Genomic DNA, 26,208 nt, shown 5'->3' with positions numbered 1-26,208 from the left:
GACCGGCCATGGACATGAGTGAGGCCGCGAGACAGCTGGTCGACGGCCGATTCGAACTGATCGCGCCGTTGGGCGCAGGCGGCATGGGCACGGTGTGGCGCGCCCGCGACATCGCACTCCACCGCGACGTCGCGCTGAAAGAGGTGCGCCCGCCGGACCCGGCGACCGCCGCCGCCCAGCCCGGACTCACCGAACAGCTGCGCGAGCGCGCCATCCGCGAGGCCCGCGCGCTCGCCCGGCTGGCGCACCCCCACGTGGTGACGATCCACCACATCGTCGAGCCCGCCGCCGGCACGGACGGGCATCCGTGGATCGTCATGGAGCTGGTCAAGGGCGGCTCCCTGCACGACAGGCTGGAGTCGGGGCCGATGCCCGTCGCCGACGCGCTGCGGCTCGGCCTCGACGTGCTGTCCGCGCTGCGCGCCGCCCACGCCGAAGGGGTCCTCCACCGTGACGTGAAGCCGGCCAACGTGCTGCTGCGCCCCGACGGCTCGGCCGTCCTCACGGACTTCGGCATCGCGGCCCTGCACGACTCGACCGCCCTCACCTCCACCGGCGTGCTCATCGGCTCGCCGGAGTACATCGCCCCGGAGCGGGCCCGCGGCGAGGAGGGGCTGGCCGCCTCCGACCTGTGGTCGCTCGGCATGCTGCTCTACGTGGCCGCGGAGGGGGTCCATCCGCTGCGCCGGGCCACCACCCTGGCCACCGTCGTCGCCGTCCTCGACGAGCCGATCCCCGCCCCGGTGCGCTCCGGCCCGCTGGGGCCCGTACTGGAACGGCTGCTCGTACGGGACCTGTCCGTACGGCCCGACGCGGCGCAGCTGGAACAACTGCTCCGGGACGCGAGCGCCGCCCTGGCCGGCGGCGCCCCGTCGGCCCCGGGCGCGGCCCCCGCGCCGACGGTCCTCGGCCAGTACGGCCCGCCGAGCCCGCAGCCGGGGACCGGCGCCGGCCCCGGCCAGAGCCGGCCCGCGCAGTCGCAGATCCCGCAGCCCTACGCGCCGTCGGCGCCGTTCACCCCCGGGGGCGGCTCCCCGTACTCGGTCACCGCTCCCGTCCCGGCGACGCGGACCCCGCGCCGCCGCCCGGCGCTGCTCGCCGCCCTCGTCGCGCTGGTCCTGGCCGTCGGCGTGATCGGCTTCGTCAAGTGGTTCCCCGGCGACTTCGGCGACCAGGGCGGCGGCGAGGCCAAGGGCTCGGGCGCCGCCGCGAGCACCGGCGCCTCCACCCCCCGCCCGCAGCAGAGCCCGCCCAAGTCGGTCGGCAGCCAGGTCACCGCCCCCAAGGGCAGCCTGCTCACCCCCGCCAACGTGCGGACCGCGATCGAGGCCCTGAAGCAGAAGACGGGCACCACCCAGTTCGTGGAGATGAACATCTACGAGGAGTACGTCCTCGCGTCCATCCCCACCGCCCCCGGCGCCAAGACCTACGACCGCTACCAGTACCGCGACGGCGAGGCGAAGCGCACCGGCCCCGGCAGCACCATCAAGGCCGACGAACCGCTGATCGACATGGCGACCGTCAACTGGGACGCCCTGCCCGGCCTCCTCGACACGGCCAAGCAGGAACTCGGCGTGGCCAACCCCACCTCCCGCTACGTCATCGTCGAGCCCTGGCTCCTCGACGGCACCCCGTCCATGCGGCCCTACCTCACCGACGAGTACGGGCAGGGCGGGTACGTCTACGCCGACACCCAGGGCAAGGTGAAGAAGGTCTACCGCTCCTGACATCGTGTGTCCGTACGGCCTTCACGGTTCTGTTCGAGGAGCGACCCCACCATGCCCAGCTGGCGCACCACCCTCACGGCGGCCGGAATCACCGACCCCCGGCTGCGCGAGGACTACACGCACGTCGCCCGCCGGGTGCTGCGCCGCGAGCCGGCCCCGTACGTGACGCTGCGCCTGCTCGCCGCGCCGCCGCTGGTGCCCTGGATGACGGCGGGGGTGGCCTTCATGAACCTCGTCGACGACGTGGCCGAGACCGGCACCGCGCAGGAACGCTCCGCCGGTCTGGCCGCGCTCACCGGGCAGGTGGAGACGGCCCTGCGGACCGGCGACGGCCCCGACCCGCTGATCCGCGCGTACGCCCATGCCGTCGCCGCCCGCGCACTGCCCGCGCACTGGATCTCGCGGTTCCTGGAGGGCGCCGCCACCGCCGAGGCGGGCTTCGACGGCTTCGCCACCGAGGAGGACTTCCAGGGCTACCTCGACGCCTACGCCTGGCCCGGGGTGCTCGTCTTCACCGGCCTCCAGTACCAAGGAGGCCCCGACGAAGAACAGGCCGCCGGATGGCGGCGGTTCGTGGACGCCGCCCAGCGGGTCGACTTCCTCGCCGACCTCGCCGGAGACCTCGCCGACGGCCGGCTGTGCCTGCCGCGCGCCCGCCTCGCCGGGCACGGCGTCACCCGGGCCGACCTCGAACAGGCCCGCGACACCCCGGCCGTACGCGCGCTCCTCGCCGACGAGACACGGCGCGCCCGCGGCGCCCTGGAGGCGACCGAAGGCATCCTCGACCTCGTCGAGCCGGGGTTGCGCCCCGTGATCGAGGCGATGACGGAGCTGATGGGACACCAACTCGCCGCCGTGGAGCGGGCCGGGGTCCAGGCGCTGCGCAAGGACGTCGGCTACGGCCTGGCGGCCCCCGTACGGACCCTGCTGCGCGCCCGCGCGGGCCGGTCCCGGCTCCGGCCGGTCGGGTAGCGGCCCGCTCCGCGCCGCGGGCCGGGACATTTGTACCGGCGGGGTCCGTACATGCGGATCTGCCGGGGGAGCGGCCCCGGTTCGTAGCGTGGTGGGCATGACGCAGACGACACGGACGGCCCCGGCGACACGGGCCGCGCAGCCACCGCACGAAGAGCCCGCGATCCGCTTCCGGCACGCGGCCAAGTCCTTCGGAGCCGTCCGCGCCGTCGCCGGGATCGACCTCGACGTCAGGCGCGGCGAGACGGTCGCCCTGCTCGGCCGCAACGGCGCCGGCAAGTCCACCGCCATCAGCCTGCTGCTCGGCCTGGACGAGCCCGACGCGGGCAGCGTACGGCTCTTCGGCGAGAGTCCCGACCGGGCGGTCCGGGCCGGCCGGATCGGCGCCATGCTCCAGGAGGGGCGCGCCGTACCGCGGATCACCGTGCGCGAGCTCATCGGATTCGTGGCCCGCACCTACCCCGCCCCGATGCCCGTCGCCGAGGCGCTGGAGCTCGCCGGGCTCACCGAGCTCGCCGGCCGCCGTATCGACCGGCTCTCCGGCGGCCAGGCCCAGCGCGTGCGCTTCGCCGTCGCCCTCGCCGGGAACCCGGAGCTCATCGTGCTCGACGAACCCACCGCGGCCCTCGACGTGGAGGCCCGCCGCGCCTTCTGGGAGTCCATGCGCGGCTACGCCCGGCGCGGCAACACCGTCCTGTTCTCCACGCACTACCTGGAGGAGGCCGACGCCCACGCCGACCGCATCGTCGTCCTCGACGCCGGCCGGATCGTCGCCGACGGCACCGGGGAGCAGCTGCGCCGGGCCGCCGGCGGCTCGCTGGTCTCCGTGGACCTGGCCGGGCGCCCCACCGAGGGGCTCGGTGAACTGCCCGGTGTGGTCTGCGTGGAGGTACGGGGGGACCGCGCGCGGCTGCGTACGGAGGACCCGGACGCGACCGTCGTCGCCCTGGCCGGCCTCGGCGCGGTCCGCGGGATCGAGGTCACCGCGCCCTCGCTGGACGACGCGTTCCTCGCCCTCACCGGCAGCCGCACCGGCACCGGCAGCCACGTCGACACCGGCAGCCACATCGGCGCCGGCACCGACACTGACACCCACGCCGACACCCTCTCCGCGGGGAGCGCCCGATGATCACCGCCTACGTCCGTCTGGAAGTCCGCCGGACCCTGCGCGACACCTCCTTCGTCGTCTTCGGCATCGGCATGCCGGTGCTGATGTACCTGCTCTTCACCAACATCGGCGGCGACGCCGACACCGGCGGCTGGAAGACCGCCTCCATGGTGGCGATGGCCGCCTACGGGGCACTCGGCGCGGCCCTGGGGACCGGGACCGGCGTCGCCGAGGACAAGGGCATCGGCTGGCTGCGACAGCTGCGGGTCACACCGATGACCCCGCGCCAGGTCGTGATCGGCCGGGCGCTGACCGGGTCGGTGACCGTGCTGCCCGCCGTCGCCGCCGTGCTGGCGGCCGGCGCGTTCGTCAACGGGATCCGGCTGGAGGCCTGGCAGTGGGCCGCGATCGCCCTCGTCCTGTGGTTCGGCGCGCTCCCGTTCACCCTGCTCGGCATCGGCAACGGCTACCGGCTCACCGCCCAGACCACCGGTGTGGTCAACGTCGGGTGCAGCCTCGCGCTCTCCATCGTCGGCGGGCTGTGGTTCCCGACCGAGCTGTTCCCGCACTGGCTGCGCTCCCTGTCCGATCTCACCCCGACGCGCCGCTTCGCGGAGATCGGCCAGTCCCTCGCGGCGGGCTCCGCCCCCGGGCCGGCCGCGGTCGCCGTGCTCGCCGTATGGGCCCTGCTGTTCGGCACGTACGCGGTGCTCTCGTACCGTCGGTCCGCGAGGACGGTGTAACGCGTGGAGCGGGGAACGGGCATGAAGATGCGGGACAGGCGCAGGCAGAAGGAGGCGTGGAAGGCCGACTGGGCGGTCCGCAAGGCCGAATGGCGGGCGCGGGAGAAGCGGCGCAAGGCCTGCGGCGAGTCGCCCGACTACGGACGCGGCCCGATGGGGCCCCCGAACGCCTTCACCCTGCTGCCGTGGCTGCTGCTGGGCATGGGGGCCATCTCCAACGTCATCAAGGGGGAGACCCCCAACCCCTGGATCGGCGCGCTCGGCCTGCTGGTCTTCAACTCCCTCTACATCACCCTGGTGTTCCGCGCCTTCGACCGGCGGGCCCGCGAGGCCGCGAGCACCCGCTGGTGCCTGGCCGCCCTCGGTGCGGTCACCTGCGCCCTCGCCCTCGCATACGGGGGCAACTGGCTGCTGTTCTTCCCGCTGTGGGGCCTGGCCACCGGCGCGGTGGTCCGGGGCCGCACGCTGGGCCCGGTGATGTTCGTGGTCACCGGCCTCGCCGGGGCGATCGCGGGACTGGACGAGGGCTGGGACACCCTCGGCATCGCCTACGGGACCCTCGTGTCCGGCATGGTCACCGCGGCCATCCTCGCCCTGTCCGAGACGGTCAAGGAGCTGCGCGAGACGCGGCAGGAGCTCGCCCGGGCCGCCGTGGACCAGGAGCGGCTGCGCTTCTCCCGCGATCTGCACGACCTGCTCGGCCACACCCTGTCGGTGATCGTCGTGAAATCGGAGGCGGCCCGCCGGATCGCCCCCCGCGACATGGACGCGGCCCTCGGACAGATCGCCGACATCGAGGCGGTCGGCCGGCAGGCGCTCACCGAGATCCGGGAGGCCGTCACCGGCTACCGCGAAACGAGCCTCGCCGCCGAGCTCGACCGGGCCCGCGGGGCGCTGACCGCCGCCGGGATCGAGCCCGTCGTACGGCAGTCCGGGCCCCCGCTGGCCCCGCAGGCGGCGGCGCTGCTGGGCTGGGTGGTGCGCGAGGCCGCCACCAACGCCATCCGGCACAGCGGCGCGACCAGCTGCGAGATCGAGGTGCGGAGCACGAGGGAGCGGGTCCGACTGGTGATCACCGACAACGGGGGCGGCGTAGGCTCGACCCTGCCCGGCAGCGGACTGACCGGCCTCACGGAACGGCTCGCCGCGGCGGGCGGCACCCTGGCCGGCGGTCCGGTCCCCGGGCCGGGGCGGGGGTTCCGGGTCACGGCCGAGCTCCCGGTGGAGAACCCGGAGACCGCGGAGAACGAGGAGAGTTGATGATCAAGGTCCTGCTCGCGGAGGACCAGGGCATGATGCGCGGCGCGCTGGCCCTGCTGCTCGGGCTGGAGGAGGACATCGAGGTCGTGGCGCAGGTCGGCGCCGGGGACGAGATCGTGCCCGCCGCGACCCTGGCGCGGCCGGACGTGGCCCTGCTCGACATCGAACTCCCGGGCCGCAGCGGCCTCGACGCGGCCGCCGAGCTGCGCACCCGCGTTCCGGACTGCCGGGTGCTGATCCTGACCACCTTCGGCCGCCCCGGCTACCTGCGCCGGGCGATGGAGGCGGGGGCCGCCGGGTTCCTGGTCAAGGACGGGCCGGTGGAGGAGCTGGCCGCCGCGATCCGCCGGGTGCTCGCGGGGGAGACCGTGATCGACCCCGCGCTCGCCGCGGCCGCGCTCAGCGCCGGACCGAGTCCGCTGACCGCGCGCGAGACGGACGTGCTGAACGCGGCGGTCGACGGGGCGACCGTGGCCGACATCGCGGCCCGGGTCCATCTGTCGGAGTCGACGGTACGGAACTACCTGTCCTCGGCCATCGGCAAGACGGGCACCCGCAACCGCATGGAAGCCGTCCGCGCGGCCCGCCGACAGGGCTGGCTCTAGGGAGTGTCCGGGGCCGGCCGTGGGCCGGCCCTGCGGGGTTCCTAGTAGGCGCCGTTGACGTTGTCGATCGAGCCGTAGCGGGCCGCCGCGTAGTTGCAGGCGGCCGTGATGTTGGCGACCGGGTCGTACGAGTCGAGGGAGGTGCCCGGCACGTGGTACGCGCGGAAGGTCGGGTCGATGACCTGGAGCAGGCCCTTGGAGGGAATGCCCGCCGCGGCGTTGGAGTCCCAGTTGTTGATGGCCAGCGGGTTGCCCGAGGACTCCCGCATCACATTGCGGTGAATTCCGTTGTAGCTGCCGGGGATTCCGTGCCGGGCCATGATGTCCAGGGACTGCCGGATCCAGCCGTCGAGGTTGTTCGCGTAGGTGGTGGCGGGCTTGACCGCCGCGGCGGCCGCCTTCACCCCGGTCGCCTTCGCCGCGGCAGCCTTCGCCGCCGCGCCGATGCTCAGCTTGAGCCCGGGCCGGATGATCGAGGGATCGGACCCGATGGCGCTCCGGTTGGCCTCGTAGAGGGCCTGCCAGCCACCGTTCACCGCGTGCTCGGCGGCGATCTTCGAAAGGGTGTCGCCCACGGTCACGGAATAGGTCAGCGGCAGCGCCGCCTTTTCCACGGCCGGCTTCGCGGCGGCCAGGGTGACGGTCTTCGCGGCGGGCGCCGCGGCCGGCTGCGTGACGGCCGCGCCGGCCGTGGTCGCGCTGATCAGCGGCAGGGCGAGGGCGGCGCCGCCGGTACCGGCGAAGGCCAGCTTGCGGGCGATCGGGCGCTGCTTCGGCCGACGGTGCTTACCGGGTCCGGGCATGGCGGAATTCCTCACGTGGGGGTGCGGGGGATCCCTGGCGGCCGCCGGTTTCGGCAGCTGCCCGCTGGGAATGACGTGAAGGTAAGCGAGTGCGCCGGGCGGGAACAAGGCACGAATTCCCCCGGATGATCGACTTGCCGGTTTCCGGGTGGGAGACGACCTTGGAGCCGCCTTCCCGGGAATGGCGAAATTCCTTTCCGGGAAAAGGGAATCGCCCGTTGCCGAATTAATGATGTTGCTCCGGTTTGAGTGACTCACATCACGGGCTCCGGAGCCCTTTCCAGGAAACGGACAAGTCGCCCGTACACCTGCCTGATTCGGGCATCTCGCCCGTTATTTGCGAACCGCCCACAGGGGGTGCTTCCCGGCACATCCGCCGCCGTGCCGGACGTGCTGGAGGGGTCAGCCCGGTTGCCCGACCTCCGCTAGCCGTTCCAACGCCACCGACACCGCCGCCCCGCCCGCCGGCAGCAGCGGGAGCCGTACGTCCGGCGTCGGGATCCGGCCCCGGGCGTACAGCACGCCCTTGACCACCGCCGGATTCGGCTCGGCGAAAAGGGCCGCCGAGAGCCGGGCCAGGCCGTGCCCCAGGGACCGCGCCCGCGCCACGTCCCCGTCCCGCCAGGCCGCCGCCAGCTCCGCGAACCGGGCCGTCGCCAGGTGCGCCGAGGCCAGTACCCCGCCGGTCGCGCCCAGCGCCAGCAGCGCGGACAGGTACAGGTCGTCGCCCGCCAGGACCGCGAACCCGTCCGGGAGGTCGCCGAGCAGCGTCACCGCCTCCTCTCCGACGCCGCCGCCCGCGTACTTCATGCCGGCCACCCCCGGCAGCTCGCCGAGCGCCCGCAGCGCGGCCGCGTCCAGCGGCTGACCGGTCCGGTACGGGATGTGGTAGACGACCAGCGGTACGGGGCTCACCTCGGTCAGCCGTGAGAAGTGCGCCAGCACCCCCGCGGCCCCGGGCCGGACGAACGGGGGCGGGGTCACCAGCGCGGCCCGGACCTCGGGCCACTGCGCCAGCCGGCCGAGCGCCTCCCCGGTGGCCCGGGTGCCGCTCGCCCCGGCGCCCACGGTCAGCATCGCGCCGCGCTCCCGGCAGACCCGGGCGCAGACGTCGGTCACGAGGTCGCGCTCGGCCTCGTCGAGGGCGGCGGTCTCGCCGGTGGTGCCGAGGGCGACGATCCCGGTGGCGCCCTCGTCGAGCACGTGGTGAGCGAGCGCCTCCAGGGCCTCGGAGGCGATGTCCCCGGTGCGCGTGAAGGGGGTGACGAGCGGTACGTGAATCCCGTGCAGGGAGAGGTCCTGTGTCATGCCGTCGAGCTTGATCCGCCCCGAGCGTCGAATCCAGTTCGCGTTTCTTGCCCAACCCGTAAGCTGAGCCGATGCTCGACGTACGACGCCTGCGCCTGCTGCGCGAACTCGCCCGCCGCGGGACCATCGCCGCCGTGGCCGAGGCCCTCGCCTTCAGTCCTTCGGCGGTGTCCCAGCAGCTCTCCGTCCTCGAACGCGAGGCGGGCCTGCCGCTGCTCGAACGCACGGGCCGCCGCGTGCGGCTCACCCCCGCCGGGCAGAACCTGGTCCGGCACGCCGACGCCGTGCTGGAGCGGCTGGAGGAGGCCGCCGCCGATCTCGCCGAAGCGCGCAGCGGCCTGGCCGGGGCCCTGCGCATCGGGGCCTTCCCCACCGCCACCCGGGCCATCGTCCCCGCCGCCCTGGTCGCCCTGGCACGGCGCCATCCGGGGCTGGAGCCGATGGTGTCCGAGACCGACCCGGCGGCGGTCGCGCACGCGCTGCGCGCCGGGGACCTGGACGTGGCCCTGGTCCACGAGTACGACTTCGTGCCCGCGCCGCGGGAACCGGGGCTCGCCACGCGGCCCCTGTACCGGGAGCCGATGTACCTGGCCGCCCCGGCGCGGACCCCGGTCCCCGAGCCGGTCCGTGAACCCGTCCCCGGCCCCGTCCCCGCCCCCGACGACCAGGGCGCGGCCTTGCGGGCGCACGCCGACGACCCCTGGATCACCGCCACGCACGGCACCCTCTGCCACGCGATGGCCGTCCGGGCCTGCCAGGCCGCCGGGTTCACCCCGCGGATCCGCCACCGGGTCGACGAGTTCGCCACCGTGCTGGCCCTGGTGGCGGCCGGTCAGGGCGTGGCGGTCGTCCCGCAGCTGGGGGTCGTGGGCCCCGCCGATCCGGCCGTCTCCCTCACCCGGCTCCCCATGGAGCGCCGCACCAAGGTCGCCTTCCGCAGCGGCGCCGCCGCCCACCCGGCCGTGGCCGCGTTCGCGGCGGCACTTCGCGCCGCCGTACCGCCGGAACTCGCCACTCCCGATTCCCCGGAGTGACACGGCTCCCCTCCACCGCCGCGCCCGTGTACGTTCGTTGATCCAGACAGAACCGACCAGAGCGGGGTACGACGTGACGCATCGCGTACGAGGGGTCATCGCCCGGAGCAAGGGCGCACCGGTGGAGACGACGACGATCCTCGTGCCCGACCCGGGACCCGGCGAGGCCCTGGTCAAGGTCCAGGCCTGCGGGGTCTGCCACACCGACCTCCACTACCGCGAGGGCGGAATCAACGACGAGTTCCCCTTCCTGCTGGGCCACGAGGCCGCCGGAATCGTCGAATCCGTCGGCCCTGACGTCACCTCCGTCGCGCCCGGCGATTTCGTCGTCCTCAACTGGCGCGCCGTGTGCGGTACCTGCCGGGCCTGCAAGCGCGGCCGCCCCTGGTACTGCTTCAACACCCACAACGCCACGCAGCCCATGACCCTGGAGGACGGCACCCCGCTCTCCCCGGCGCTCGGCATCGGCGCGTTCGCCGAGAAGACCCTGGTCGCGGCCGGCCAGTGCACCAAGGTCGACCCGGCGGCCTCCCCGGCCGCCGCCGGACTGCTCGGCTGCGGGGTGATGGCCGGCCTCGGCGCCGCCCTGAACACCGGCAACGTCGGACGCGGCGACTCCGTCGCCGTCATCGGTTGCGGGGGAGTGGGCAACGCGGCCGTGGCCGGTGCCCGCCTGGCCGGCGCGGGCCGGATCATCGCCGTCGACCTCGACGACCGCAAGCTGGAGTGGGCGCGCGGCCTCGGGGCCACCCACACCGTCAACGGCCGTACGGAGGACGTGGTCAAGGCCGTCCAGGCCCTCACCGGCGGAAACGGCGCCGACGTGGTCATCGACGCCGTGGGCCGCCCCGAGACCTACCAGCAGGCCTTCTACGCCCGCGACCTCGCCGGCACGGTGGTCCTGGTCGGCGTGCCGACCCCGGACATGAAGCTCGAACTCCCCCTGCTCGACGTCTTCGGGCGCGGCGGCGCCCTCAAGTCCTCCTGGTACGGGGACTGCCTGCCCGAGCGGGACTTCCCCCTCCTCATCGACCTCTACCTCCAGGGCCGCCTCGACCTGGACGCCTTCGTCTCCGAGACCATCCCGCTCGACGCCGTCGAAGACGCCTTCACCCGCATGCACCGCGGCGAGGTCCTGCGCTCGGTCGTCGAGTTCTAGGTCGTGTCGTCAAAGTCCCGTCTGGTCGGCCCTGACGGGCGTCCGACGCCACTTCGACGACACTCCCTGCCCCTCCCGGCCCGGCCCCTTCCTGACGTACGCGCAGGTGGGGGCCGGGGTGCGCGGCGGGCCCGTACTAGACTCGGCCGGGCCGCCACACCCGTGCCCCGGCCGCGACCCGGCCCGGGCTGCCGCACACCCAGGGGCCGTCCGTGACCGTCGACCACACCTACCGCCAGCCCGGCGTCGTCCTCACCGACCACCGCTTCAGCGTCCCGCTCGACCACGCGCGCCCGGACGGGGAGCACATCGAGCTGTACGCCCGCGAGGCCGTCGCCACCGGCAAGGACCCCGAGACCCTGCCCTGGCTGCTGTACCTGGAGGGCGGCCCCGGCTTCGGCGCCCGCCGCTTCACCGGCCGGCAGGCCTGGCTGGAGCGCGCCCTCACCGAGTACCGCGTCCTCCTGCTCGACCAGCGCGGCACCGGCCGCTCCACCCCCGCCAACCGCCAGACCCTGCCCCTGCGCGGCACGCCCGCGCAACAGGCCGACTACCTCGCCCACTTCCGCGCCGACTCCATCGTGCGCGACGCCGAGGCCATCCGTCCCGGCCTGACCGGCGGAGCGCCCTGGACCGTGCTCGGGCAGAGCTTCGGCGGCTTCTGCACCACCCATTACCTCTCCACCGCACCCGAGGGCCTGACCGCCGCCCTGATCACCGGCGGTCTCCCCTCCCTGACCGCCACCGCCGACGAGGTGTACGAGGCCGCGTACCCCCGCATGGAGCGCAAGAACCTGGCCCACTACGCCCGCTACCCGATGGACGTCGAGCGGGCCCGCCGCATCGCCGCCCACCTGGTGGAGCGCCCGGCCGAACTCCCCGGCGGCCACCGCCTCACCGCCGAGGCCTTCCAGTCCCTCGGCATCCTGCTCGGCACCGGCGACGGCAGCCACCAGCTGCACCACCTCCTGGAGGACGCCTTCGTCCCGACCCCGGCGGGTCCGGCGCTCTCCGACGCCTTCCTGGAACAGGTACGGGGCCTGCTCTCCTTCGCCGCGCACCCCCTGTACGCCCTGCTCCACGAGCCCATCTACGCCCAGGACCCCGCCGCGCCCACCGCCTGGGCGGCCGAACGGGTCCGCGCCGCACACCCCGGCTTCGACGCCCGGAGGACCCTCGCGGGCGACGGGCCGCTGCTGTTTACCGGCGAGACCGTCCACCCGTGGCACTTCACCGCGGACCCGGCCCTGGCCCCGCTGCGCCAGACCGCCGAGCTGCTGGCCGCCCGTACCGGCTGGGCACCCCTGTACGACCCGGCCCGGCTCGCCGCCAACGAGGTGCCGGTGGCCGCCGCAGTCTACCACGACGACCTCTACGTGGACACCGCGCACTCGCTGGACACGGCGTCGCGGATCCGGGGTCTGCGGACCTGGGTGACGGACGAGTTCGAACACGACGGCGTGCGCGCCGGCGGCCCCCGGGTCCTGGACCGGCTGCTGGCCCTCGTACGCGACGACGTCTAGGACTCGTCTCCCGGAACTCGGGCGTCCGGGGGCGGGCGTCTATGGTGCGGGCATGACCGAACAACTGGATCAGCCCGCGCCCTTGGAGCCGATGCCCGCCGACTGGCAGCGCGCCCTCGCGGTGGTCGCCCACCCCGACGATCTGGAGTACGGCGGGGCCGGGGCCATCGCCCACTGGACGGACGGCGGCCGCGAGGTCGTCTACCTCCTGGCCACCCGCGGCGAGGCCGGCATCGACACGATCCCGCCCGAGGAGTGCGCCCCGCTGCGCGAGGCCGAACAGCGCGCGAGCGCCGCGGTCGTCGGGGTCTCCACGGTGGAGTTCCTCGACTACCGCGACGGCGTCGTCGAGTACGGCCTGGACCTGCGCCGGGACATCGCGGCGGCCATCCGCCGGCACCGCCCCGAACTGCTCATCACCCTCAACCACCGCGACACCTGGGGCGGCCAGGGCGGCGGGGGCAACTGGAACACCCCCGACCACAAGGCCGTCGGCCGGGCCGCCCTGGACGCCGCCGCCGACGCCGGCAACCGGTGGATCTTCCCCGAACTCATCTCCGAGCAGGGCCTGGAGCCCTGGAACGGGGTGCGCTGGGTCGCCGTGGCCGGGTCCTCGACGCCCACGCACGCCGTGGACGCCGCTCCCGGACTGGAGCGTTCGATCAAGTCGCTGATGGAGCACAAGGCGTACATCGAGGTCCTCACCGACCAGGACCCCGAGGAATACGTCCGCGGCTTCCTCACCGGTTACGCCCAGCAGGCGGCGCCGCGCTTCGGCGGCCGCCCGGCGGTGACGTTCGAGGTCTTCACCCGCTGAGCCCGGAACCCCTATTCTGACGCATCGTCAGAAGGAGGGTTCCGTGATCGACACCATCGGCACCGGGGTCGCGGAGGGTGAGGAGCGCATCCGCCTCGAAACCGAGGACGGCATCGCGGTCCTCACCCTCTGCCGCCCCGACCGGCTCAACGGCTGGAGCTGGGAGTCCACCCGGCAGCTGGGGCTGCTCGCGGACCGGATCCGCTTCGACCCCGACGTACGGGTGGTCCTGCTGCGGGCCGAGGGCCGCGCCTTCTGCGCGGGCATCGACGTGAAGGCCCCCGGCGGCGCCATCACGGGCGCCACGCCCGCCGAGCGCACCCGCAACTACTACGAGGGCATCCGCTGGGTGCACGAACGCTTCGCCGTGCTCTCGCGGCTGCCGCAGCCGGTGGTGGCCGCCGTCCAGGGCTACTGCCTCGGCTTCGGCTTCGAACTGGCCCTGATGGCCGACCTCCGCATCGCCGCCGAGGACGCCGTCTTCGCCCTGCCCGAGGCGCAGCTGGGCGTGGCGGTGGACGCGGGCGGTGATCTGCGGATCGCCCGCGAGGCGGGCGCGGGCTGGGCCAAGTTCCTGGCGCTGACCGGCCGCCGCATCGACGCGGGGACGGCGCACCGGCTGAACCTGGTCCAACTGCTCGTGGCCCCGGCCGAGCTGGACCGCACCGCCCGTGCGGTGGCGGCCGAGATCGCGGCCAACGCCCCCCTCGCCGTACAGGGCGTCAAGCGCGCGATCGACGCCTACGCGGACGCCGCCCTCGCCCCAGCGCTCGACCGCGTGGCCATGACGGCGGCCCTGACCCTCACCTCCGAGGACTGCCGCGAGGGCTACACCGCCAAGGCGGCCCGCCGCCCGCCGCACTTCAGCGGAGGCTGAACACCGGCCGGGTCGAGAACTCCTCGCCCATGCCCGCGCCGTCCGGCCCGTACACGAACTCCGCCGTGGACGGGTTGCGCTGGGCCGTGGCCAGCGGCAGCCAGGCGAGCAGGGCGCCGTATCCGCCGCAGACGGCCTCGCCGCCGTCGCCGCCGTGCACCGCGGTCCGGTCGGCGCTCAGCTCCGTGGCGTAGCTGTCGTACGCGATGTGCAGCCCGAAGGCGTTCGGTTCGTGCCGCACACCGCCGCCGACCCCGTACGAGGGCTCGTCCAGGGGGCACTCGTTCCCCCACCGGAACAGGGTGCCCGCCCCGGCCCCGCAGGCGTGCTCCCATTCGTCGGCGCTCGGCATCCGCAGCCCGCGCGCCGCGAGCACCTGCGCCATCGCGTCCGCGGGCTCGGTCAGCGTCTCGTCCTCCACCGCCATGAGCACCGTGGCCGGCGTGGCGGTGCGGACCGGGCTGAGCACCTCGGCGAGGTACTCCTTCAGCGGGAGCTCGTACCCGTACCCTTCCGCCCGGCTCTCCTCGAAGTCGGCGACCTGCGCGGGCGTCGGCGTCCAGGCGTCCAGGTCGAACCCGAGCCGCACCGGGCCGCCGGGTACGAGGGCGAACTCCCGCCCACCGCGCTCGATACGGACGCGGTGCAGCGGCCCGCCGAGGTGGTCGACGGTGTCGAGCAGCACCACGCGGCCGCCCGCCTGCTCGGCGGCCTCCTGCGCGATGCGCCCGGCGGCGGCCCGGTCGAGTGAACGCCAGCGGGTGAAGGTCAGATCGGCGAGAGACATGAACGGATCTTCGCACCGGGCACCGACAACCGGCGCTCAGGGGGTGAACGGGCCGCGGCCCAGCTGCGTGCGGACCGGGACCACCTCCGGGTTGACCAGCGAGCGGCGCTGCCAGTTCGCCCCGTCGACCACCAGCGTGTGCCCGGTGACGAACCGGGCGTACGGAGAGGCCAGGAAGGTGGCCGCCCAGCCGAGTTCGCGCGGGGCCCCGACGCGCAGGGCGGGCTGGCGCGTGTCCTTCGCCCCGGGTGCGGTGCGCTCCAGTCCGCCGCGGATGTCCTCGGTCATGTCCTCGTGCGGGAACAGGCCGGGGACGAGCCCGTTGACCTGGATGCCGTACGGGCCCCACTCGACGGCGAGCGTCTCCACCAGGTTCTTCACCCCGGCCTTGGCGGCCGCGCTGTGGGCGAAGCCCGGCCCGCCGGTCCAGGCGTAGGAGGCGCCGATGTTCACGATGGATCCGGGGGTGGCGGCGCCGAGGTGGCGGCGGCCGAACTCGCGGGTCATGAACCAGGTGCCGGTGAGGGTGGTGTCGACGACCGCGCGCCAGGCGCCCGGGGACAGCTCCTCCGCCGGGGAGGGGAAGTTGGCGGCCGCGTTGTTGACGAGGACGTCCGGCAGTCCGAGCGCGTCCTGCGCCGCGTCGAAGACCTCCGCGATCCGCTCGGGATCCCGGATGTCGCAGACGGCGGCCGTCACCCGGCCCGCGCCGGGGACGGCCGCCAGCTCCTGCCGCGCCGCCTCCAGCTGCCCGGCGCGCCGGCCCGCGATCACCAGATCCGCGCCGAGCCGCGCGAACTCGGCGGCGATGGCCTTGCCCAGCCCGGTCCCGCCGCCCGTCACGAGGACCACCTGCCCCCGGTACGTGCCGGGGGGCAGGGCGGCCGCGCCGAGCGGCGGGGGCGCGGGCAGCCCGCGCGGGATCTCGTCCGTCATGGGGCATCGATAGCGCGCGGGCGCCGAGATCACCAGGCCCGCGAAGGGGTCAACCCTGCGGTGCGTACGCCTGCTTGCTCGCGCAGGTCCACACCACGGCGGTGCCCTTCATCGTGTCCCAGTCGTAGAACGTGCCGCCCACCCGGTCGTCGTCCGAGGCCGCGTACGCCGAGCTGCGCGAGTCGGGACCGGTGCCGGCGGGGTGGGGGAGTGCCAGTGGGGCCCCGGTGCCCGGCCAGTACGCGGCGTGCAGGAAGTTGGGGTATCCGTCGACGAAGGTGACGGCCGAGCCGACGGCGACGTTCGTGGCCGGGCTGAGCCCGTCGAAGGTCAGCTGTTCGTAGCCCTTGACCCGGCCGGGGTCGTTCGGCAGGGCGTCGTACGGCTTCTTCCAGACGGCCGGCTTGCGCTCCTGCCAGTCGCGGTAGCTGCGGTCCTCGTGGCCGACGACCCGGCCGCGGTCGTCGATACCGGCCGCGGTCGTCCACACCGTCCGGTCGTCCTCGGTCCACACCTGCAGGCTGTACGGCGGGTACCCGCCCCCGGCGGGCCAGACGACCGGGAAGGTCTTGCCCCGGAGCTGGTCGTCCTCCTCGTAGGACGTCTGCGCCGTGCCGACGACGTCCCCGCGCGCGTTGATCCCGTTCACCGAGACGATCCTGGTGCCCGGGCGGGCGTCCGCGGGCACGGGCAGCTCGCGCACCACCGCGCCGTTCAGCCATTCCTTGGCGACGCCGCCCTCCATCCCGACGGAGCGGCCCGCGTCGTTGACGTCCGTCACCGCGCCGGCGGTGGTTCCGCCGCCGATCAGCCGGATCGCCGCCGCCCCCTGCTGATAGGTGAACCCGTACGGCGTGTCGGGGGCGCCGGCCCGCCGGAGGGTGCCGACCATCAGGCCCTTCGCGTTCACCGCGAGGACCTGGCCGGACACGAAGCCCTCGGGCAGCGGGAGGGCGTGCACCGCGTGGTCGGCCGTCCAGTACGCGGGCAGTCCGACGCTTTCGCCGGCCACCAGGCCGCCGGCCCCGAAGGCCCGTACGGATCCGTAGGCGGGCGAGGGGCCCTGAGCGAGGGCCGGCAGCCGGAGGATGTCCGGCGCGCACGCGGTCCCCGCCGCCGAGGCGGGGGCGGCGGCCGTGATCAGACCGGCCAGAACGACGGCGGCAGCGGCCGCGGACATGCTTCTTCCCATGTGGTGGTCCCCCCTGGACTCAAGTCATGACGAGTGCACGCCACATGCTGCCTGACCGGGGGGCTGAAGTGGCCGGATTGACGCGTGGTGTTTCGGTCCGGCCCGGAATCCGTTCCGCCGACGGTTCCCAGAGCGGCAAGCGACCGCTTAGTATGCCCGCGGAGCGTGGTTCCTCGACGGCGGCTGGAGGCCCCGGATGCAGGCATGGCGAGTACATACCCCCGGCGAACCCCGAGAGGCCCTGCGCCTGGAGGAGATTCCCGAACCGGTCCCCGGGGAGGGCGAGGTGCGGCTGCGGGTCCTCGCGGCGAACCTCAACTTCCCCGACGCGCTGCTCGTCCGCGGCCAGTACCAGATCCGCCCGCCCCTGCCCTTCACCCCCGGCGTCGAGATCTGCGGCCTCACCGACGACGGCCGCCGCGTCATCGCCAACCCGACCCTGCCCCACGGGGGCTTCGCCGAGTACGTCACCGCGTCCGAGCGGGCCCTGCTCCCGGCGCCCGAGAGCCTGGACGACGCCGAGGCCGCGGCCCTGCACATCGGCTACCAGACCGGATGGTTCGGCCTGCACCGCCGCGCGCGCCTCGAAGCCGGCGAGACCCTGCTCGTGCACGCCGCCGCCGGCGGGGTGGGCAGCGCCGCCGTCCAGCTCGGCAAGGCCGCCGGGGCCACCGTCATCGGGGTCGTCGGGGGCAAGTCCAAGGTGCGCACCGCCGAAGAACTCGGCTGCGACCTGGTGATCGACCGTACGGGCGAGGACGTCGTCTCCCGCGTCAAGGAGTTCACCGGCGGCCGCGGGGCCGACGTGGTCTACGACCCCGTCGGCGGCGCCTCGTACACCGCCTCCGCCAAATGCGTGGCCTTCGAGGGCCGGATCGTCGTCGTCGGCTTCGCGAGCGGCACCATCCCCACGCCCGCCCTGAACCACGCCCTCGTCAAGAACTACTCGATCCTCGGCCTCCACTGGGGCCTGTACGCGGCCAAGGACCCGGCCGCCATCCTCGCCTGCCACACCGAACTCACCCGCCTCGCCGGCGAAGGCGCGATCAAGCCTCTGATCAGCGAACTCATCGCGCTGCCCGACGTCGCGGACGCCGTACAGCGCCTCGCCGACGGCGCCACCACCGGCCGGGTCGTCCTGTCCATGCCCCGGCAGCCCGGAGCGTCCCGATGACCGCGATCACCGCCGACCACCTGCTCACGCGCGTCCGGGAACTGCTCGCCGCGCACCCGCCCGCCGACACCGACCGCGCCGACTTCCTGCGGGCCCGCTTCGACGCCGGCCTCGCCTGGGTCCACTACCCCGAGGGCCTCGGCGGACTCGCCGCACCCCGCACCCTCCAGGCCCTCGTCGACACCGAACTCGAAGCCGCCGGCGCCCCCGACAACGACCCGCGCCGGATCGGCATCGGCCTCGGCATGGCCGCGCCCACGATCCTCGCGTACGGCACCGACGAGCAGAAACGGCGCTTCCTGCGCCCGCTGTGGGTGGGGGAGGAGGTCTGGTGCCAGCTCTTCAGCGAGCCCGGCGCCGGCTCCGACCTCGCCGCGCTCGGCACCCGCGCGGTCCGCGAGGCCGGGAGCGGCGACTGGATCGTCGACGGGCAGAAGGTGTGGACCTCCAGCGCCCACACCGCCCGCTGGGCCATCCTGATCGCCCGCACCGATCCCACGCTGCCCAAGCACCAGGGCATCACGTACTTCCTCTGCGACATGCACGCCCCCGGCGTCGACGTCAGGCCACTGCGCCAGATCACCGGCGAGGCCGAGTTCAACGAGGTCTTCCTGACCGGCGTCCGCATCCCCGACAGCCACCGCCTCGGCGCGGTCGGCCAGGGCTGGGAGGTCGCCCGCACCACCCTGATGAACGAACGCGTCTCCATCGGCGGCATGCGCATCCCGCGCGAGGGCGGCATGATCGCGCCCGTCGCCGTGGCCTGGCGCGAGCGGCCCGGGCTGCGTACCCACGCCCTGCACCAGCGCCTGCTCGAACTGTGGGTGGAGGCCGAGGTGGCCCGGCTCACCGGCGAGCGGCTGCGCCAGCAGCTCGCCGCCGGCCAGCCCGGCCCCGAGGGCTCCGGGATGAAGCTCACCTTCGCCCGCCTCAACCAGGAGATCAGCGGCCTGGAGGTGGAACTCCTCGGCGAGGAGGGCCTGCTGTACGAGGACTGGACGATGCGCCGGCCCGAACTCGTCGACTTCACCGGCCGCGACGCCGGCTACCGCTACCTGCGCGCCAAGGGCAACAGCATCGAGGGCGGCACCAGCGAAATCCTCCTCAACATCGTCGCCGAACGCGTCCTCGGCCTGCCCGCCGAGCCGCGCGACGACAAGGACCTCGCCTGGAAGGACCTGGCCCGATGAGCACCGCGTTCGACCTGCTCTACTCCGAGACGGAGGAGGAGCTCCGCTCCGCCGTACGGGCCCTGCTCGCGGACCGGTGCGCACCGGCCGACGTACTCGCCCGGGCGGAGACCGGCCGGCCGCACGATCCCGGCCTGTGGCACACGCTCGCGGCGGAGATCGGCACGGCCGGGCTGCTCGTACCGGAGAAGCTCGGCGGCCAGGGCGCGGGCCACCGGGAGGCGGCCGTGGTCCTGGAGGAGCTGGGGCGGGCGGTGGCGCCGGTTCCGTACCTGACGAGCGCGGTGCTCGCGACGGAGATCCTGCTGGGCTGCGACACCCCGGAGGCCGCCGAGCTGCTGCGGGAACTGGCCTCGGGCCGGCTGGTGTGCGTACCGGCGCTGCCGCTGACGCAGGCCCCGGGCGCGCCGCTGCCGGCCGCCGTACGGGACACCGGCGGCGGGATCCTGACGGGCACCGTCACCTCGGTGGCGGACGCGGTGGCCGCCGACGTCCTGCTGGTCCTCGCCGACACGGGGCTGTACGCGGTCCCGGCGGGCGCGGTCTCGCTGACGGAGCCGGTCCCGCTGGACCTGACCCGCCCGCTCGCCACGGTGACGCTGGCCGGGGGCGCGGGAACCCGGCTCGCGGACCCGGCGACGGCGCGGGCCGCGGTCGCCGGAGCGCTGCTCTCGGGGGCCGGGCTGCTGGCCTCCGAGCAGCTCGGGCTCGCGCAGTGGTGCCTGACGGAGACGGTGCGGCACGTGCGCGGCCGCCACCAGTTCAACCGGCCGGTCGGCTCCTTCCAGGCGCTCAAGCACCGGCTGGCGCGGCTGTGGCTGGACGTGGCCTCGGCGCGTGCGGCGGCCCGCGCCGCGGCGGACGCCCTGGCCACCGGGGCGCCCGACGCCCCGCTCACGGTGGCGGTCGCCCAGGCGTACTGCTCCGGCGTCGCGGTGCGGGCGGCCGAGGAGTGCGTCCAGCTGCACGGCGGCATCGGCATGACCTGGGAGCACCCGGCCCACCTCTACCTGAAGCGCGCCAAGACCGCGGCCCTCACCCTCGGGACCACGGGCCACCACCACGCCCTGGTGGCGGACTTCGCCGAACTCCCCTCGCCGTAAACCCGGTCCCGCCGCACGGGGCCGTCCGCCCGGCCCCGTGCGGCGGCAGCGGCCGCCGCCCTCTCCGGCGGCACCCTCCGCGACCTCATCCTCGACCGCCACCCGCTCGACTGGACCCGCGACTGGCTCCTGCTCGTCGTCCTCGCCTCCGTGGCCGCCGCCACCACGGTCTGCCTGCGCCGCCGCACGCTCCCGCTGCGCGCCCTGGCCGTCGTCGACGCCGCCGGCCACCGTCTTCCGGGACCTGCACCTGCCCCGCCTGCGGCGGACCGCGGCCTGATCCCTATCCTCGCCGCATGACCTCCGTGATCACCCGGCTCGACGCCGCCCGGCTGGCCGCCCACCGCGACGAACTCGCCGACCTGCTGCTCGCCGTGGTCCGCGCCGGCTCCTCCCTCGGCTTCCTCGGCGACCTCGACCACACCGCGGCCGCGGCCTGGTGGGATTCGCTCGCCCCCGCCGTCGAGGAGGGCTCCCTCGCCCTCTGGGTCTCCCGCCCGGCCGGGGGCCGGCTCGACGGCACCGTCAGCTGGTACCGCGAATCCAAGCCCAACGGCCGTCACCGCGCCGAGCTGCGCAAGCTCATGGTGCATCCCGGGGCCCGCGGCCGCGGCACCGCCCGCGCCCTCCTCCGCGAGGCCGAACACGCCGCCGCCCGCGCCGGGGTGCTGCTGCTCGTCCTCGACACCGAGACCGGCAGCGGCGCCGAGCACGTCTACCACGGCGCGGGCTGGACCGAGGCCGGCACCATCCCCGACTACGCCACCGACCCGGCCGGCCGGCTGCACCCCACCACCCTCTTCTACAAGCGCCTTGAGCTGCCGAGGTGACCTCGCCCGCCGCGCCGCGTTAGACCCCGTGGCGCGGACCACCGAGCGAGGGAGACCGTATGTACGCCACACCCGCCTCCGCAGCACTCAGCCGCCGCACGGTCCTTCGTACGGCCTTCACGGCGGCGGTGCTCGCCGGCACGGCCGCGGCCCTGGCCCCGGTACTGCGCGCCCGCGGCCCCCGGCAGACCCTGACCCCCGCCCCCCTCGCCGAGGAGACGTACCGGGGCCGGCACATCGCCGTCGACCCCGCCGGGGTCCGCATCGACGGCCGCCCCCTGCACGTCATGCGCCGCGCGGACGGCAGCTACCTGAGCGGGATCAACCACTTCCAGTCCTTCGCGACGCCGCTGGAACTCGCCCGCGCCGCCGTCGACGAACTCGGCACCACCCAGCTGGCGTTCGCGGCCCCGCACCACGGCTGAGGAGCCCCGCATGTACACCCGGCAGAACCAGAAGAACCTGACCAGCGCCCAGAAGAAGCGGTTCACGGCGGCGGTGCTGGAGGTCAAGCGCACCGGCGCGTACGACGACCTGGTGCGCACCCACGACAAGTACTTCGTGCCCGACCGCGACAGCAAACTGCGCGTCGGGCACATGTCCCCGTCCTTCTTCCCCTGGCACCGGCGCTACCTGCTCCAGTTCGAGCGGCTGCTCCAGGCCGTCGATCCGGGCGTCTCGGTCCCGTACTGGGACTGGACCGCGGACAACAGCCCGGCCTCCTCCCTCTGGGCCGAGGACTTCCTCGGCGGCACCGGCCGCGAGGGCGACCGCCGGGTGACGACGGGCCCGTTCGCCTACGAGAAGGGCAACTGGGAGATCACGGTGGGCATCACGGAGGCCCGCTTCCTGACCCGCAACCTCGGCCGGCCGCAGAACCCGATCGCCCTGCCCACCGCGGCCGAGCTCCAGTGGGCGCTCGACGACCCGACGTACGACACCTCGCCCTGGGACTCCACGGCGCAGGGCGGCGGGTTCCGCAACAAACTGGAGGGCTGGGCGGCGCCGAAGAGCGAGCGCTGGCGCAACCACAACAAGGTGCACCAGTGGATCGGCGGCCACATGACGGGCGGCACGGCCCCCAACGACCCGGCGTTCTGGCTGCACCACGCCTTCGTGGACCTGCTCTGGGACCGCTGGCAGCAGAGGCACCCCGGCTCCGGCTACCTGCCCGCCGCCCCGCTGGAACTGGGCGACCTCCAGCGCGGCAGGGTGATCGCCCTCGACGAGCCGATGCCCCCGTGGGACCTCACCCCGCGCGACATGCTCAGCCACCAGGGCCTCTACCGCTACGAATGAGCCCCCGCCCGGAAGGGCGACGGAGTCCGGGAACCGGGTCCGGGGGCGGACGCGAGAAGGGCCCCCGCCGTGCGGCGGGGGCCCGGTCCTCGATCCGGCCGTCAGCCGCCGTAGCCCTCGGTGTGGTGCTCGCCGCCACCCGAAGCGTTGACGCAGGTGTTGCCGAACGCCGGGTTCAGGAGGGCGATCACGTTCACGGTGTTGCCGCAGACGTTGACCGGGACGTGCACCGGAACCTGGACCAGGTTGCCCGAGAGGACACCGGGGGAGCCGACCGCCGCACCGTGCGCTCCGGCATCGGCGACGGCCAGACCGGCACCGGCGGCCAGGGCGCTACCGGCAACAGCGGTGACGGCGACTGCCTTCGCGATACGCGACATCAAGATCTCCTCGTGAGACGTGGGGTGCCACAGGGGTCTGTGGCATGTGACATGGCGTACAACGCGGCCGGGGCCCAGCGGTCACGGCCGCTGGGCCTTGCTGGTGAAGGAAAATCGCACGGAGGCGAAATACGGCGTGATCTGACCCGCGGCGCCCGGCTCCAGCACCGCCGCCGGGCTGCCCGCGCAGCCCGGCTCCCGGTAGAAGGTCGCCGTCCCCCGGGTGGAATTGGTGACGGCCCGGGAGCCGCCGCCCTGCGCCGCCACACAGCCCTGCGGGGCGGTGATGCCGTGGACCTTGTCGTCCTGGCCGAGGTACTGGAAGTCGGGCCCCGCCGCGGCCCGCGCCGGGCCCGCCGCCAGGAGCAGGAGCAGCGGCAGCAGCACGGGCGCGAGCGGGGGGACCGGGCCGGCCGCCCGGCCGGAGCCGCGGACGCCGGGGTGGATACGCATGGATCGCATGCCGGTCCAACCCGGGCCGCCCCGCGCCGGGTCACGGGTTGTCACCCCTCGCAGGCCTGTGCGACCGTGCCGGAGAGGCGGAACACCGCATTCGGCCCTCGCCGCGAGGGCGGTCCGAGGGAGGAAGCGATGAGCGCAGCGGGCGGCAGCGGCCGGCCCCGGGTCAGGACCGGGTACGGCGTCGTCGAGGGACGGACGGGCCCGGGCGGGACCGCCTCCTTCCGGGGCATCCCGTACGCCGCCCCACCCGTGGGACCCCTGCGTTTCGCCGCGCCCGTGCCCCCGGCTGCCTGGGCGGGCGTGCGCGACGCCGGCGCCTTCGGGCCCACGGCCCCCAAGGTGCCCTACCCGCCGAAGTTCGCCGCCCTGCTGCCCGACCCGGAGATCCCCGGGGACGACTGCCTGAACCTCAACGTGTGGACCCCGGACCCGGCGCCCGCGGCCCGGCTGCCCGTGATGGTGTGGCTGCACGGCGGGGCGCTCACCCGGGGCTCCTCGGCCGTCCCCGTCTACGACGGCTCGGCGTTCGCCCGGGACGGGGTGGTGCTCGTCTCCGTCAACTACCGACTGGGCGTCCTCGGCTACGGGCTCTTCCCCGACGCCCCCGCCAACCGCGGGCTGCTCGACCAGATCGCCGCCCTGACCTGGGTCCGGGACAACATCGAAGCCTTCGGCGGGGACCCCGCCCGCGTCACCCTCTTCGGCGAGTCCGCCGGAGCCATCAGCGTCGGCGCCCTGCTCGGCGCTCCGCGCGCCGCCGGGCTCTTCGCCCGGGCCGCCCTGCAGAGCGGCGCCCCGGAGGCGCTGGCGCGCGAGAAGGTGCGCGCCATGGTCCGGCGGATGGCCTCCCTGCTCAAGGTGGACGCGACCGCGGAGGCCTTCGCCGCCATCGCCCTGCCCGACCTGCTCGCCGCCCAGGCCGCCGTCCTGCGCCGTTCCAGCCCCCTCGCCGGAGGTCCCGCCTTCGGCCTCGTCACCGACCCCGACACGCTCCCCGGCGAGCCGCTGGAGGCCGCGGCGGCGACGGACGTACCCCTGCTCATGGGCTGGACCACCGAGGAGTACCGGCTCTGGCTCGCCCCCACCGGCGCGCTGCCGGTGATGGACCGGCTCGGTCCGCTCACCCTGGCCCTGGCCCGTGCCCGCAGCGGCAAGGACCGGGCCGCCGTACGGGCGCTGCGCGCCGCACGGCCCGGGGCGGGCCCGGCGGAGCTCGCGGGGCAGCTGCTCACCGACCGGCTGCTGCGCGATCCGCTGCGCCGCCTCGCCGGGGCGCCGCGCTCCGCTCCCAGCTTCCTGTACGAGTTCGGCTGGCCCTCGGGCGTACCGGGGCTCGGCGCCTGCCACGCCCTGGAGCTGGGCTTCGTCTTCGACACCCTCGACGTGCCCGAGGCCTCGTGGCTGGCCGGGCGGGAGGCCCCGCAGGAGCTGGCCGACCGGATGCACGCGGCCTGGGTGCGCTTCGCCGCGACGGGCAGCCCGGGCTGGGCGCCCTGGGACGGCGACGGCCCGCCGATGGTGTTCGGCGGGCCGTCTGCGCGATCGGTCGCGGCGGTGGTTACTCCACCGGTCCTTCCATGACCTTGCTGATGAACTGGATCGGGCCCTCGCCCATGTTCGGGACGTAGGTCTTGGCGTTGTGCTGGCCGCCGGGGATGACCCTCAGGCTGGTGTGGATCGGTCCCTTGCCGTACGTCGCGACGAACTTCTGCACGTCGGGCAGCGTCTTCTTGTTGCTCTCGTTGTCGCCGACCTGGAAGGCGAGGTAGACGTCCGGCGCGCCCTTCTTGTCGATCAGGGCCTTCGCCAGCAGCTCCGGGTTGTTCTCGGCCTTCTCCTTGTCGTGGCCCTTCCACAGCGAGGAGTCGGGCACGATGTCCGGTCCGGAGCAGATCGCGGCCTTGAACTTCTCCGGGTACTTGAGCACGGCCTTCAGGCTCGCGAAGCCGCCGGTGGAGGAGCCCATGTAGGCCCAGCCGTCGCGCGACTTGATGGTGCGGAAGTTCGCCTTCATCAGGTCCGGGACGTCCTCGGTCAGCCAGGTTCCCATCTTGGGCTGGTCGGGGATGTCGGAGCCGTCCCAGTAGACGCCCTTGTCGTCCGGGCCCGGGTTCAGCACGGGCATGGCGAGGATGAAGGGCTTGCTCTTGCCCTCGGCGTACCACTTGCTGATGCTGGTCTGGAGCCCCAGGTCGGTGCCCATCCAGTAGTTGTTCGGGTAGCCGGCGCCGCCGGGCAGGGCGATCATGACCGGGAAGCCGCTCTTGGCGAACTTCGGGTCGTTGTACTCCTTGGGCGCCCAGACCCACACCTTGCCCTTGAAGCCGGACTTCTTGCCGTCCAGCGTGGTCACGGCCACGTGGGTGCCGTCGCCCAGGGTCATGGAGTTCTTGAACTCCGCCTGCGGGCCGGTGGGCATCAGGGCCTTCGAGTTGGGCGCCTGCTTGGCCGCGCCGCCCGTGCCGCCCGCCGCCTGGCCGCCGCCCGCGGCCGGCTGGCCGAAGGAGACGTCCTTGCCCTTGTCCGTGAACGGGGGTATCTCGAAGTGGTACATCACCCCGGCCGCGATGCCCGCGAGGGCCAAGGCCGTGACGCCCGCGATCAGCCAGCGCCTGCCCCGGCGCGGCCGCCGCTCCTCGTACTGCGGTTCCTCCGGCTCGCCGTAGGGCGGCTGCGGCGGCCCGTACGGGTCGGGCCGGTACTGGGGTTCGTACTGCTGCGTGTACGAAGCGCCGTAGGGCTGCTGCTGGTACTGCCCTTCCGATCGGTACGGCTGGTGCTGTCCGTCGGGTGAGTACGACATGTGCGGTTGCTCTCCGGCTGGTGCTGCCCCGTGGGGGGATGGTCTCGTCCCCGCCTGGGGGTGGTCTCTTCTGTTCGAAGGATGAGCCTACGTGCTGCCCGGTTCCCGTTTTTTCC

General features: G+C 74.2%; 26 protein-coding genes and 1 pseudogene. 19 read left to right on the top strand and 8 right to left on the bottom strand.

Annotation, left to right across the window (positions count from 1 at the left end; genetic code table 11):
* Nucleotides 1-8: 8 nt before the first annotated feature.
* The 6 genes from CP980_RS04105 to CP980_RS04080 all read left to right on the top strand — a co-directional run bounded on the left by CP980_RS04105 (nucleotide 9) and on the right by CP980_RS04080 (nucleotide 6,415).
* Complete coding sequence (locus tag CP980_RS04105; RefSeq protein ID WP_229906863.1) at nucleotides 9-1,727, top strand: serine/threonine-protein kinase; 1,719 nt, start codon at nucleotides 9-11, stop codon at nucleotides 1,725-1,727.
* Between the two features lie 51 nt (nucleotides 1,728-1,778).
* Nucleotides 1,779-2,699, top strand: coding sequence for a squalene/phytoene synthase family protein (locus CP980_RS04100; protein ID WP_150492653.1), 921 nt, complete (start codon nucleotides 1,779-1,781; stop codon nucleotides 2,697-2,699).
* Between the two features lie 97 nt (nucleotides 2,700-2,796).
* Nucleotides 2,797-3,828, top strand: coding sequence for an ABC transporter ATP-binding protein (locus CP980_RS04095; RefSeq protein WP_132754088.1), 1,032 nt, complete (start codon nucleotides 2,797-2,799; stop codon nucleotides 3,826-3,828).
* A complete protein-coding gene (locus CP980_RS04090; protein WP_132754699.1) occupies nucleotides 3,828-4,550 on the top strand; it encodes an ABC transporter permease in 723 nt (240 codons plus the stop codon). The genes CP980_RS04095 and CP980_RS04090 overlap by 1 nt, the downstream gene beginning before the upstream one ends.
* A gap of 27 nt (nucleotides 4,551-4,577) precedes the next feature.
* Nucleotides 4,578-5,810 carry a sensor histidine kinase gene (locus CP980_RS04085; protein ID WP_132754697.1) on the top strand — a complete coding sequence of 411 codons (1,233 nt, stop codon included), beginning with the start codon at nucleotides 4,578-4,580 and terminating at the stop codon, nucleotides 5,808-5,810.
* Entirely contained in the window at nucleotides 5,810-6,415 is a 606-nt protein-coding gene (locus CP980_RS04080; RefSeq protein ID WP_150492652.1) for a response regulator transcription factor, read from the top strand. The genes CP980_RS04085 and CP980_RS04080 overlap by 1 nt, the downstream gene beginning before the upstream one ends.
* A 41-nt stretch (nucleotides 6,416-6,456) precedes the next feature.
* Here CP980_RS04080 and CP980_RS04075 read toward each other — a convergent pair whose 3' ends face one another.
* Together CP980_RS04075 and CP980_RS04070 are read right to left on the bottom strand one after the other, a co-directional pair.
* Entirely contained in the window at nucleotides 6,457-7,218 is a 762-nt protein-coding gene (locus CP980_RS04075) for a transglycosylase SLT domain-containing protein (RefSeq protein WP_132754086.1), read from the bottom strand.
* A gap of 402 nt (nucleotides 7,219-7,620) precedes the next feature.
* Nucleotides 7,621-8,526 (bottom strand): dihydrodipicolinate synthase family protein, encoded by a 906-nt coding sequence (locus tag CP980_RS04070; protein ID WP_150492651.1) that lies wholly within the window; start codon nucleotides 8,524-8,526, stop codon nucleotides 7,621-7,623.
* Between the two features lie 71 nt (nucleotides 8,527-8,597).
* On the opposite strand from CP980_RS04070, the gene CP980_RS04065 reads away from it, so the two are divergent.
* The 5 genes from CP980_RS04065 to CP980_RS04045 all read left to right on the top strand — a co-directional run bounded on the left by CP980_RS04065 (nucleotide 8,598) and on the right by CP980_RS04045 (nucleotide 13,936).
* Nucleotides 8,598-9,560, top strand: a complete 963-nt coding sequence (locus tag CP980_RS04065; protein ID WP_150492650.1) for a LysR family transcriptional regulator — start codon at nucleotides 8,598-8,600, stop codon at nucleotides 9,558-9,560.
* A 73-nt stretch (nucleotides 9,561-9,633) separates the two neighbouring features.
* A complete protein-coding gene (locus tag CP980_RS04060; RefSeq protein ID WP_099888410.1) occupies nucleotides 9,634-10,719 on the top strand; it encodes an S-(hydroxymethyl)mycothiol dehydrogenase in 1,086 nt (361 codons plus the stop codon).
* A 212-nt stretch (nucleotides 10,720-10,931) separates the two neighbouring features.
* A complete protein-coding gene (locus tag CP980_RS04055) occupies nucleotides 10,932-12,242 on the top strand; it encodes an alpha/beta fold hydrolase (protein ID WP_150492649.1) in 1,311 nt (436 codons plus the stop codon).
* 52 nt (nucleotides 12,243-12,294) lie between these two features.
* Nucleotides 12,295-13,059, top strand: coding sequence for a PIG-L deacetylase family protein (locus CP980_RS04050; protein ID WP_099888408.1), 765 nt, complete (start codon nucleotides 12,295-12,297; stop codon nucleotides 13,057-13,059).
* A 43-nt stretch (nucleotides 13,060-13,102) separates the two neighbouring features.
* Complete coding sequence (locus CP980_RS04045) at nucleotides 13,103-13,936, top strand: enoyl-CoA hydratase/isomerase family protein (RefSeq protein ID WP_150492648.1); 834 nt, start codon at nucleotides 13,103-13,105, stop codon at nucleotides 13,934-13,936.
* Here CP980_RS04045 and CP980_RS04040 read toward each other — a convergent pair.
* Genes CP980_RS04040 through CP980_RS04030 form a run of 3 tightly spaced genes read right to left on the bottom strand, consistent with a single transcriptional unit; the run spans nucleotide 13,923 to nucleotide 16,839 of the window.
* Entirely contained in the window at nucleotides 13,923-14,723 is an 801-nt protein-coding gene (locus CP980_RS04040) for a hypothetical protein (RefSeq protein ID WP_150492647.1), read from the bottom strand. The genes CP980_RS04045 and CP980_RS04040 overlap by 14 nt on opposite strands.
* A 36-nt stretch (nucleotides 14,724-14,759) precedes the next feature.
* Entirely contained in the window at nucleotides 14,760-15,659 is a 900-nt protein-coding gene (locus tag CP980_RS04035) for an SDR family oxidoreductase (protein WP_150492646.1), read from the bottom strand.
* Nucleotides 15,660-15,708: 49 nt separating this feature from the next.
* Nucleotides 15,709-16,839, bottom strand: a complete 1,131-nt coding sequence (locus CP980_RS04030) for a hypothetical protein (protein WP_132754072.1) — start codon at nucleotides 16,837-16,839, stop codon at nucleotides 15,709-15,711.
* A 208-nt stretch (nucleotides 16,840-17,047) separates the two neighbouring features.
* On the opposite strand from CP980_RS04030, the gene CP980_RS04025 reads away from it, so the two are divergent.
* From CP980_RS04025 to CP980_RS03995, 7 genes and pseudogenes are all read left to right on the top strand, one after another.
* Nucleotides 17,048-18,025 carry an NADPH:quinone oxidoreductase family protein gene (locus CP980_RS04025; RefSeq protein WP_132754070.1) on the top strand — a complete coding sequence of 326 codons (978 nt, stop codon included), beginning with the start codon at nucleotides 17,048-17,050 and terminating at the stop codon, nucleotides 18,023-18,025.
* Entirely contained in the window at nucleotides 18,022-19,215 is a 1,194-nt protein-coding gene (locus CP980_RS04020) for an acyl-CoA dehydrogenase family protein (protein ID WP_150492645.1), read from the top strand. The genes CP980_RS04025 and CP980_RS04020 overlap by 4 nt, the downstream gene beginning before the upstream one ends.
* Nucleotides 19,212-20,318 carry an acyl-CoA dehydrogenase family protein gene (locus CP980_RS04015; protein ID WP_150492644.1) on the top strand — a complete coding sequence of 369 codons (1,107 nt, stop codon included), beginning with the start codon at nucleotides 19,212-19,214 and terminating at the stop codon, nucleotides 20,316-20,318. The genes CP980_RS04020 and CP980_RS04015 overlap by 4 nt, the downstream gene beginning before the upstream one ends.
* A gap of 57 nt (nucleotides 20,319-20,375) precedes the next feature.
* Nucleotides 20,376-20,618, top strand: a pseudogene (locus CP980_RS04010) (TRIC cation channel family protein); the annotation flags it as partial.
* Nucleotides 20,615-21,148: a GNAT family N-acetyltransferase gene (locus tag CP980_RS04005; protein ID WP_150492643.1), complete on the top strand. Its 534-nt coding sequence runs from the start codon at nucleotides 20,615-20,617 to the stop codon at nucleotides 21,146-21,148. The pseudogene CP980_RS04010 and the gene CP980_RS04005, both read left to right, overlap by 4 nt.
* Nucleotides 21,149-21,207: 59 nt before the next feature.
* Nucleotides 21,208-21,573 carry a tyrosinase family oxidase copper chaperone gene (locus CP980_RS04000; RefSeq protein ID WP_132754062.1) on the top strand — a complete coding sequence of 122 codons (366 nt, stop codon included), beginning with the start codon at nucleotides 21,208-21,210 and terminating at the stop codon, nucleotides 21,571-21,573.
* A 10-nt stretch (nucleotides 21,574-21,583) separates the two neighbouring features.
* Nucleotides 21,584-22,447, top strand: coding sequence for a tyrosinase family protein (locus CP980_RS03995; RefSeq protein ID WP_132754060.1), 864 nt, complete (start codon nucleotides 21,584-21,586; stop codon nucleotides 22,445-22,447).
* Between the two features lie 101 nt (nucleotides 22,448-22,548).
* On the opposite strand, the gene CP980_RS03990 is transcribed toward CP980_RS03995, so the two are convergent.
* Both CP980_RS03990 and CP980_RS03985 read right to left on the bottom strand, forming a co-directional pair.
* A complete protein-coding gene (locus CP980_RS03990; RefSeq protein WP_030868780.1) occupies nucleotides 22,549-22,827 on the bottom strand; it encodes a chaplin in 279 nt (92 codons plus the stop codon).
* A gap of 81 nt (nucleotides 22,828-22,908) precedes the next feature.
* Nucleotides 22,909-23,289 carry a hypothetical protein gene (locus CP980_RS03985; protein ID WP_132754058.1) on the bottom strand — a complete coding sequence of 127 codons (381 nt, stop codon included), beginning with the start codon at nucleotides 23,287-23,289 and terminating at the stop codon, nucleotides 22,909-22,911.
* 129 nt (nucleotides 23,290-23,418) lie between these two features.
* On the opposite strand from CP980_RS03985, the gene CP980_RS03980 reads away from it, so the two are divergent.
* The gene (locus CP980_RS03980; RefSeq protein WP_150492642.1) at nucleotides 23,419-24,870 is read left to right on the top strand and encodes a carboxylesterase/lipase family protein; all 1,452 of its coding nucleotides are present in this window, start codon (nucleotides 23,419-23,421) and stop codon (nucleotides 24,868-24,870) included.
* On the opposite strand, the gene CP980_RS03975 is transcribed toward CP980_RS03980, so the two are convergent.
* Nucleotides 24,848-26,092: an alpha/beta hydrolase gene (locus CP980_RS03975; protein WP_229906864.1), complete on the bottom strand. Its 1,245-nt coding sequence runs from the start codon at nucleotides 26,090-26,092 to the stop codon at nucleotides 24,848-24,850. The genes CP980_RS03980 and CP980_RS03975 overlap by 23 nt on opposite strands.
* Nucleotides 26,093-26,208 lie beyond the last annotated feature (116 nt).

The sequence above is a fragment of the Streptomyces vinaceus genome, assembly GCF_008704935.1.
GTDB lineage: Bacteria > Actinomycetota > Actinomycetes > Streptomycetales > Streptomycetaceae > Streptomyces > Streptomyces vinaceus.
The sequence above is the reverse complement of the archived record's forward strand: the minus strand, read 5'-3'. Positions and strand labels throughout refer to the sequence as shown.